Source organism: Amycolatopsis acidicola (assembly GCF_007713735.2).
GTDB classification, from domain to species: Bacteria; Actinomycetota; Actinomycetes; order Mycobacteriales; family Pseudonocardiaceae; genus Amycolatopsis_E; species Amycolatopsis_E acidicola.
In genome coordinates, this window is record NZ_VMNW02000061.1 from 44,635 (window position 1) to 53,741 (window position 9,107).

A 9,107-nucleotide genomic window follows, 5' to 3' on the forward strand; every position below is an offset into this window, starting at 1 on the left:
ACAAGGACGCGTTCCTTGACTGTTGGAGCGAGGAGATCGTAGCCTGTCGTCGCCATTAACGTTAATGGTCAGAGCTCAATGACGCAATGAGGGGTCATCGATGGCACTTCGGATCAGCCGGGCGACGGTCGCTTCGACCGTGGGCACCGCCTTGGAGTGGTACGACTTTTCGCTGTACGGCACGGCCGCCGCGCTGGTGCTTCCGCAGGTGTTCTTCCCCTCCGGGAACCCGCTCGCGGCCACCCTGTCTTCGCTGGCCACCTTCGCCGTCGGCTTCTTCGCGAGGCCCGTCGGCGGTGTGCTGATCGGCATCTTCGGCGACCGCGTCGGCCGCCGGACGATGCTCTTCATCACGCTGCTGCTGATGGCGGTCGCGTCGACGCTGATCGGCGTACTTCCCAGCTATGCCACGGCGGGTGCCTTCGCGCCCGTCGCGCTCGTGGTCCTGCGGGTGGTGCAAGGGCTCGGCGCCGGCGGTGAATACGCGGGCGCGATGCTGATGTCCGCGGAGCACGCCGAAACCAGGTCGCGTGGGCTCAACGCCAGCGCGCCCACGCTCGGCAACGCGGTGGGCGCGCTCGTGGCCACCGGCGTCTACTTCCTCGTGCAGAGCACGATGTCCAAAGAGGACTTCCTGAGCTACGGCTGGCGGATCCCGTTCCTGCTCAGCTGTCTGGTCGGCGTGGCGGGCGTGATCGTGCGGCTCAAGGTCTCCGACAGCCCGGAATTCAAGCAGGCCAAGGAAGAAGGCCGCTCGACCCGCGCGCCGCTGCGGGAGCTGTTCGCCTCCTCCGGGCACAAGATCATCCCCGGCATGCTGGTGAGCGTCGCGCCGAACGTGATCAGCTACCTGCCCTCGGTCTACGCGCTGACCTACCTCACCAAGCACGTCGGCGTCGCGTCGTGGGTCGGGCTCGTCGGGATCGTGATCGCGAACGCGGTCAAGTTCGTGACCGTGCCGACCGCGGGCTGGCTGTGCGACCGGTTCGGCAGGCGGCCGGTGATGACCATCGGCGCGATCTCCGCAGCGGTGCTGTTCTATCCCTTCTTCTTCATGCTCGACACCGGGACGCCGGTGGTCATCTGGGCCGCGTTCGTGCTGATCTACACCTTGTGCAACGACCTCACGCTCGCCTCGCAGGCGACGATGATGTCGGAGCTGTTCGACGTCCGGTACCGCTACACCGGCGTCACCTTCACCCGCGAGATCGCGGGCGCGATCGTCGGCGGCTGCATCCCGTTCGTCGCCGAGGCGCTCAACGACGCGTCGGGTGGGAAGACCTGGCCCATCGTGCTGGTGTCTTCCTTGCTGTGCCTGCTTTCCGTGGTGGGCGCGCGGTTCATCAAGGAGCCCGAGCACCTGCGGGCGCCCGCGGTGGCCCGGACTCCCGTCGCTTAGCCGCGCAGAGCCGAGACGAGATAAGCCATCCCGTCGGCACGACTCGGGATCGGCGGCCAGCCGTTCATGATCCCCAGCAGCTGCCAGTAGCGCTCGGCGCGCGCGTCGTTGTGTTGCTCGATCCGGTCGGCCAGTTCCGGCCGGGTCAGCCCCACCGCGGCGCGCTCCAGTTCGCCCGCCAATTTCTGCGCCGCCTTCGACGACGGCGGTGTGCCCGCGTCGCGCAAGGCTTGTGCCCTGTCAGCCCAGCTGTGCAGTTTCTCTTGGTGCACCGGCAAAGGCTGCGGGTTGATCCCGGCCGCGCGCACCTCGGCGTGCCGCTCGCTCATGCTGCGGACCGCTTGCCGGTACGCGGGATCCTGGATCAGCTCCGCGAACTCCACCCACGCTTCGACCTGTTCCGGGCTCGGATCGTCGGGCAGCGTGGGTTTCGCCGACCGCATCCGGTCGTAGAACCCGGAATCCACCTCCAGCCCCTCGGTCATCTCCGTCCAGAACTCGTCGACGAGCCGGGCGCGTTCGTCGTCGGACATCGAGGCCAGTTTGTTCATCAGCTTCACTTCCTCCAGCTCGGATTCGCGCTTCACGACCGCGCGCAGCACCGCCCGGCGCAGCCGGAGCCGGTGGATCTGCTCGTCGAGCGCCGCCACGTGCCGGGCGGCCAGCCGCGGCACGGTGGTCTCGCTGGCCAGCACCTGCGTGATCTCGGCGAGTCCGAGGCCGAGCTCCCGCAGGGTGCGGATCAGCTCGAGCCGGGCCAGCGAACGGGCGTCGTAGAGCCGGTAGCCGGACGGCGTGCGGTCGGTGGGCGGGAGCAGTCCCTCATCGGAGTAGAACCGGATGGTCTTCACGGCCAGCCCGGTCCGGCGCGCCAGCTCGCCGATGGTGAACGTCCTGCTCACGTCGTCCATGCTGTGGTCTCCAGCGGCTGGAGGGTCAAGCTGTTACCGGTACGGTAGGCGCATGCACTTCACGCGGCCCCGTGAGCTGGTGACCGCCGGGCTGATCGGGCTGGTGCTGGCGTACCTGGCGTTCGAGTTCGCGTACGGCTCGTTGCCCGATCTGCCGCGTTTCGGCGGGGTCACGCTGCTCGTGATCGCGGTCATCGAAGTGGTGCTGGCGTGGTCGATCCGCGGCCGGATCAAGGAGGGCCGACTCGTGGGCGCGATCGCCGTCGCGCGGGCGGTGGCGCTGGCGAAGGCGTCGTCGTTGCTCGGAGCGTTGTTCACGGGTGCGTGGTTGGGCGCCCTAGTGGCTCTGCTGCCACGTGTCAATGAGGTTTCGGCGGCCGCCGGTGACTCACGCAGCGCGATCATCGGGCTGATCAGTGCGGCGCTGCTCGTACCGGCGGCTTTGTGGCTGGAGCATTCCTGCCGAACACCTGACACGCGTGATCAGGATCGCGATAATCACCCGACCGGTTAACGCGGGGAAGCTACCGCTCGAAGTACCGACTAGGTCTCAGACGGATAACTAGAGGGTACGGTGTTCGGCATGACTGGCGTGGGTGACGACTCGCGCGGCCGCCTGGTGGGCAGGCCGTGGTTCGTCGTCGGCTTGGCCCTCGCCCTGGCCGCGACTCTGGCGCTCGTGCTGGCCGACGACATCCGCTACCTACGGTTGGGCATCGTCGCCGCGCTGTGGGCCGCCCTCGTCGGCGCGTTCCTCGCGGTCAGGTACCGCAAGCAGGCGTCCAGCACGGAAGACGCCGTCGCGCAGGCGCAAGAGGTCTACGAACTGGAACTGGAACGGGAGATCGCGGCCCGGCGGGAGTACGAGCTGGAGGTCGAGGCCGAAACCCGTTCGCGGGTGCAGGCCGATTCCCGGAACGAGCTCGACGCGCTGCGCGCCGAGGTGAGTGCGCTGCGGGACAACCTGCAGTCGCTCTTCGGCGGAGAGGTCCTGCTGGAACGGGTCGCGCTCACCGCGCAGGCCACGAGGATGCGTGCCCTTCGCGAGGAGCAGCGCATCGTCGAAAGCGGACCGGGCAGCAACGGGAACGGCAACCGCTCCCCGGCGCAGCTGACGGCCGCACCGACGCCGCCGTCGAAGGAGCGGCCGACGCAGTTCATGGACCGCGTCCGGGAAAAACAGTCGGCGCGGGCCGGCGGGCGTCCGGCCGCGCCGGAACCACGCCGCCCCGAGCGTTCGATGGATCTGCCGCAGCGCCGCCCGCCGAACGAGGCGCCGTCCCGTGGCAATGGCGCGGCGGCGAGCGTCGCGAAGGCCGCCGCCGATGCGCGTGCGGAGCAGACCAGGGTTCAGCAGGCGGCCGCGCTGCCGCGTGAGCAGCGGCGGGACACGCGCGCCGAGTCCACCCGCCCGGCGTTCAGCCCGTCCGAACGGGCGCGCCGCGCGAAGGCGGAGAAGCCCGCGCAGCCGCCGGAGCCGGTCGAGGAACCGACCAAGATGTCCAAGCCGGTCGACGCCGACTGGACGCCTTCGTGGGAGGGCCGCTTCAACCGCGATCGCGGCGACAACGGCAACACCGCCCCGAAGACCCCGGAACCCCAGATCCCGCCGGCGCCGGAGCCGGTGGCGGCCCGGCTGGAGCCGCCGCAGGAGGAGCTCCCGCCGCCGAGCAATCCCACCTTGCCCGTCGAGGTGCGGCGTGCGGCGCAGGAAGCCCGTGGTGGCGGCCGTCGTCGCAGGTCCGAAGAGGAGTCGCCCGCGGAGACCTCCGCCGGTGGTGGACGTCGTCGGCGCCCGGAAAACGAAGCGCCGTCGTGGGGCGCCGCCCCGGGTGGGCAGCATTCCGGCAGCCACGCGCGGCCGGACGTGACTCCCGGCCGCCCCGGTGAATCCTCGGGATACCAGGAGCCTGTTCGCCGGTCCGGTGAGGCGTCGGGTTACCGCAACCCGACGCCGCGCCGCTCCGGTGAGTCGTCCGGCTACCGCTCCGCGCCGCAGTCTGGCCGTCGCTCGGACGAGTCCTCTGGCTACAGGCCCGCGCTCGAGGAGAGCACCCCGACCGGCTCGCACGCGTCCGGCCGCTCGGTGAGCGACCTGCTGAAGGCACACGGCACCACCGACGCGATCCCGCGCCGGCGCCGCCGCGCCGAGGACTGAGGCGCCCGCCACAGGCATTTCCGGAGTGCGTGGAGCGTCACCGTAGAGTGCCGGGCTGTGACGGCACCTCGCAGGATCACCGTGCTCTTGCCCGTGCTCGGCCTCGTCGTGGTCGCGATCTGCGGGCTGACGCTGCTTGCCCTGGTCACGGTCCGCGTCGGCCCATTGGCCGTCGCGATCGGCGTCGCCGCCGCGCTCGTGCCGGTCGCCGTGGTGGTGGCGACGTTCCTCTGGGTCGACCGCTGGGAGCCCGAGCCCGCGAAACTGCTGCTGCTCGCCTTCGCCTACGGCGCGTGCATCGCGACGCTCACCGCGCTGCTGATCAACAACACCGCGGAGACGGTCGGGGATCTGTTGCTGGGCAAGGGAAACGGCAGCCGGATCAGCGCGCTGGTCTCCGCCCCGCTGGTCGAGGAGGCGGCGAAGGGCTCGTTCGTGCTCGCCATCCTGTTGCGCCGCAGCGACGAGTTCGACGGGATCGTCGACGGCATCGTCTACGCCGGACTCACCGCGGCCGGCTTCGCCTTCACCGAGAACATCTACTACTTCGGCCGCGCCTTCTCGGACTACGGATTCGGCGACGGCACCAGCGCGGGCGTGATCGCCGCTTTCGTGCTGCGCGGGGTGCTTTCGCCGTTCACACACCCGTTGTTCGCGACGCTCACCGGGATCGGGCTCGGGGTGGCGGCGCGGTCCACGTCGAAGTCGGTCCGGATTCTGGCGCCGCTCGGCGGCTACGTCGGGGCCGTGCTGCTGCACGCGTTGTGGAACGGCGCCGCGACGCTCGGCGGCGCCAAGACCTTCCTCAACGTGTACTTCCTGATCTTCGTGCCGATGTTCATCGCCGTGTTCATGCTGGTGCTGCTGCAACGACGGCGCGAACAGCGGATCATCGTCGCGGCGCTGCCGAGGATGGTGGCGGACCGCTGGATCGCGGCGTCGGAGGTCGAGCTGCTGTCGAGCCTGGCAGGCAGGCGGCAGTGGCGCCGGCAGGTGCGCAAGCAGTCCGGCTCCCGCGCGGCGCGCGCCGTCGGGGCGTATCAGGCCAACGTCACACAACTGGCGTTCCTGAAGCGGGCCAAGCCGACCGTCCAGAGCACGGACCGGCAGCGGGAGCTGCTGAACAGCCTTCGTGCCTCGCGTGCCGAGGCTGTCCGGCTGGCGGGTGACAAAGCACAGGCGGGGTGACCCGGGACGGGTGAAGCTGGTCACCAAGGCCCGGCGGCCGGCCCGGCGCCGAGCTACTCTCGCGCCGTCGTCCGGTACCCGAAACCGATCGGGACTGGAACGAGTTGAGGAGCTTTCTGCCATGTGCGTCCACAGGGGCACGCCATGAGGCCCGCCCGGCTCGCCGTCGGGGTGGTCTCCGCGGGCCGTGTCGGCAGCGTATTGGGCGCGGCGCTCGCCCGCGCCGGACACAATGTCGTTGCCGCTTCCGGGATTTCCGCCGCTTCCGTCGAGCGCGCCGAACGGCTGCTGCCCGGTGTGCCGTTGCTGCCGCCGGACGAAGTGCTCGAGGCCGCCGATCTGGTGCTGCTCGCCGTCCCCGATGACACGTTGCCCGGCCTCGTTTCCGGCCTCGCCGCGACCAAGGCCTGGCGGCCGGGGCAGATCGTCATCCACACCTCGGGCGCGCACGGCGTCGGGGTGCTCGATCCGGTCGCCGAAGCCGGCGCCCTGCCGCTCGCGCTCCACCCGGTGATGACCTTCACCGGCCGCGAAGAGGACTTACAGCGGATGGCCGCGTGCACGGTGGGGATCACCGCGGCGCCGGACGACGAGGCCGCCTGGAACGTCGGCGAAGCGCTGACGGTGGAGATGGGCGGCGAGCCCGTGCGGGTGCCCGAAGCCGCGCGCCCGCTCTACCACGCCGCGCTCGCCCACGGCGCGAACAACCTCGTCACGCTCGTCGCGGATTGCCTCGATCTCCTTGGTGGGGCGGGGATAGCCAATGCGGAGCGGATGCTGGGCCCACTACTCTCGGCGGCACTGGACAATGCTTTGCGCCACGGCGACCGGGCGCTCACCGGACCGGTGGCGCGCGGCGACACCGGAACCGTCCGCAAGCACCTCGCGGTGCTCGCGGAGGCGGCGCCCGAAATCGAACCCTGCTACAGCGCGCTCGCGCGGCGCACCGCGGCCAGGGCTTCGGCGGCCGGCCTGCTCGGCGCCGAAGCGGCCGCCGAACTCTCCGAGCTTCTCGACGAAGGACCGAAGTGACCCCCACCCCGAAATTCACCCGCGGGCAGCTGAACGTCTTCCAGACCCCGGACGACGTCAGCCGAGTCACCGCCGCGCTGCACTCGGTCGGCCGGAAGGTCGCGCTGGTGCCGACGATGGGCGCGCTGCACGCCGGGCACCTGGAGCTGATCCGCCGCGCCAAGCGGCTGCCGAACACCGTCGTCGGCGCGTCGATCTTCGTGAACCCGTTGCAGTTCGGCGAAGGCGAGGACTTCGACGCCTACCCGCGCCCGCTGGAGCGCGACCTGGACAAGCTGACCGAGGCGGGCGTCGAGCTGGCGTTCGTGCCCAAGGCGGGCGATCTGTACCTGGAGGGGCACGCGGTGACCGTGCACCCCGGCCCGCTCGGCGACGAGCTGGAGGGCGTGCACCGGCCCGGCCATTTCGCCGGGATGCTCACGGTGGTCAACAAGCTGTTGAACATCGTGCGCCCCGACTACGCGTTCTTCGGGGAGAAGGACTACCAGCAGCTGGTGCTGATCAAGCGGATGGCCGCGGATCTCAACCTGGGCACCAGGATCATCGGGGTGCCGACGGTGCGCGAGAGCGACGGCCTGGCGCTGTCCTCGCGTAACGTCTACCTTTCGCCCGAACAGCGAGCCGACGCCGTGGTGCTGTCCGCGGCGCTGGCCGCGGGAGCGCACGCCGGGCCGCGTGGGGCCGGTGCCGTGCTGACCGCGGCGAGGGAGACCCTGGCCGCACGGCCCGAGGTTTCGCTCGATTATCTCGAACTGCGTGGAACCGATCTCGGTCCCGCGCCCGTCGATGGAGAGGCAAGGTTGCTGATCGCGGCCAGGCTCGGCCAGACCCGGCTGATCGACAACGTCGCCGTCCTCCTCGGCACCGCAGGGGAATGAGGGAGAGTCACCATGTTCCGCACGATGCTCAAGTCCAAGATCCATCGGGCGACCGTCACCCAGGCCAACCTGCACTACGTCGGGTCGGTCACCGTGGACCGCACGCTGATGGAGGCCGCCGACCTGCTTCCCGGTGAGCAGGTGTCCATTGTGGACATCGCGAACGGGGCGCGGCTGGAGACCTACGTGATCCCGGGTGAGCCCGGCAGCGGCGTGATCGGGATCAACGGCGCCGCCGCGCATCTGGTGCACCCCGGTGATCTGGTCATCCTGATCTCGTACGCGCAGATGACGAACGCCGAGGCCGCGGCCTTCGAGCCGAAGATCGTCTTCGTCGACGCGGACAACCGGATCCAGCACCAGGGCGGGGACGCCGGCTACGTGCCCGAGGGCTCGGGCCTGATCAGCGGCTCGGTCAGCATCGCCCATGCCGAGGGCGAGCCGGCCTACCCCACCGCCGAGACCGTCGACGCCGCCCGGCTCGACGCTCTGCTGCACGCGGAGAGCTAGGTGGCCGACGGACGCGTGCCGCGCGAGCAGCGATGTTGCTAGCGATCGACGTCGGCAACACGAACATCGTCCTCGGCCTGTTCCAGGGGGAACGGCTCGTCGGGGACTGGCGGATGCGGACCGACGCGCAGATGACCGCCGACGAGCTGTCGCTCACCATGCGCGGGCTGCTCGGCTCGTACGCCGACGAAGTGACCGGGATCAGCGCGCTGTCCACGGTGCCCGCGGTGCTGCGCGAGCTGCGCGTGATGCTGGGCCGCTACTACGCGGACGTGCCGAAGGTCGTGGTGGAGCCCGGTGTCCGCACCGGGGTGCCGCTGCTGGTGGACAACCCGCGTGAGGTGGGCGCGGACAGGCTCGTGAACACGCTCGCCGCGCACCACCTGCACGAAAGCGCTTGCGTGGTGGTGGACTTCGGCACGTCCACGAACGTCGACGCCATCTCGGCCAAGGGCGAGTTCCTCGGCGGCGCGTTCGCGCCCGGGATCGAGATCTCGGTGGACGCGCTGGCGGCCCGCGCGGCGGCGTTGCGCAAGGTCGAACTGGTCGCCCCGCGGTCGGTGATCGGCAAGAACACCGTGGAATGCCTGCAATCCGGCATCCTGTACGGGTTCGCGGGACAGGTCGACGGGCTGGTGCGGCGCATCGTGAAGGAGCTGTCCACCGACGGCCCCGTCGCGGTGCTCGCCACCGGCGGCCTGGCCCCGCTGGTGATCACCGAGTCCGAGACCATCACCGAGCACGTGCCCGACCTGACCCTCCTCGGCCTGCGCCTCGCCTACGAACGCCAGCTTTCGCGCTAAGCCTTCCTCGGGCGTGTTTGCCGCTCCCGCGGGCGTGTTTGCCCCTGGCGTCGGTGTGTTTGCCGCCGGCGTCGGTGGGTTGGCTCGTGGTGTCGGTGGGTTGGCCGCTGGCGTGGGGCGCGCGGGTGAGAACGGCCGATTCCCGGGCGGAAGGGGGCGAACTCGTGGACGGGAGGGGCAAACATGGCGACGGGAGGGGCCAACTCGGCGACGGGAGGGGCCAACATG

Annotated in this window: 9 protein-coding genes; 8 read left to right on the forward strand and 1 reads right to left on the reverse strand. The window is 70.3% G+C overall.

Features of this window, described 5'->3' with window-relative positions; translation table 11 throughout:
* The first annotated feature begins 100 nt into the window (after window positions 1-100).
* On the forward strand, window positions 101-1,399 hold the full coding sequence (locus FPZ12_RS30970) for an MFS transporter (protein ID WP_144749244.1): 1,299 nt from the start codon (window positions 101-103) through the stop codon (window positions 1,397-1,399).
* Here FPZ12_RS30970 and FPZ12_RS30975 read toward each other — a convergent pair.
* Window positions 1,396-2,310, reverse strand: a complete 915-nt coding sequence (locus FPZ12_RS30975; RefSeq protein ID WP_144749245.1) for a MerR family transcriptional regulator — start codon at window positions 2,308-2,310, stop codon at window positions 1,396-1,398. The two genes, FPZ12_RS30970 and FPZ12_RS30975, sit on opposite strands and share 4 nt — an antisense overlap.
* 52 nt (window positions 2,311-2,362) lie before the next feature.
* On the opposite strand from FPZ12_RS30975, the gene FPZ12_RS30980 reads away from it, so the two are divergent.
* The 7 genes from FPZ12_RS30980 to FPZ12_RS31010 all read left to right on the forward strand — a co-directional run bounded on the left by FPZ12_RS30980 (window position 2,363) and on the right by FPZ12_RS31010 (window position 8,879).
* Complete coding sequence (locus FPZ12_RS30980; RefSeq protein WP_144749246.1) at window positions 2,363-2,824, forward strand: DUF3180 domain-containing protein; 462 nt, start codon at window positions 2,363-2,365, stop codon at window positions 2,822-2,824.
* A 69-nt stretch (window positions 2,825-2,893) separates the two neighbouring features.
* Entirely contained in the window at window positions 2,894-4,468 is a 1,575-nt protein-coding gene (locus FPZ12_RS30985) for a DUF6779 domain-containing protein (RefSeq protein WP_144749247.1), read from the forward strand.
* Between the two features lie 81 nt (window positions 4,469-4,549).
* Window positions 4,550-5,656 carry a PrsW family intramembrane metalloprotease gene (locus FPZ12_RS30990; protein ID WP_144749260.1) on the forward strand — a complete coding sequence of 369 codons (1,107 nt, stop codon included), beginning with the start codon at window positions 4,550-4,552 and terminating at the stop codon, window positions 5,654-5,656.
* A 144-nt stretch (window positions 5,657-5,800) separates the two neighbouring features.
* A complete protein-coding gene (locus FPZ12_RS30995; RefSeq protein WP_144749248.1) occupies window positions 5,801-6,688 on the forward strand; it encodes a Rossmann-like and DUF2520 domain-containing protein in 888 nt (295 codons plus the stop codon).
* Window positions 6,685-7,566 (forward strand): pantoate--beta-alanine ligase, encoded by an 882-nt coding sequence (gene panC, locus FPZ12_RS31000; protein ID WP_144749249.1) that lies wholly within the window; start codon window positions 6,685-6,687, stop codon window positions 7,564-7,566. The genes FPZ12_RS30995 and panC overlap by 4 nt, the downstream gene beginning before the upstream one ends.
* A gap of 12 nt (window positions 7,567-7,578) precedes the next feature.
* Window positions 7,579-8,076: an aspartate 1-decarboxylase gene (gene panD / locus FPZ12_RS31005; protein WP_144749250.1), complete on the forward strand. Its 498-nt coding sequence runs from the start codon at window positions 7,579-7,581 to the stop codon at window positions 8,074-8,076.
* A gap of 32 nt (window positions 8,077-8,108) precedes the next feature.
* Window positions 8,109-8,879, forward strand: coding sequence for a type III pantothenate kinase (locus FPZ12_RS31010; protein WP_144749251.1), 771 nt, complete (start codon window positions 8,109-8,111; stop codon window positions 8,877-8,879).
* Window positions 8,880-9,107 lie beyond the last annotated feature (228 nt).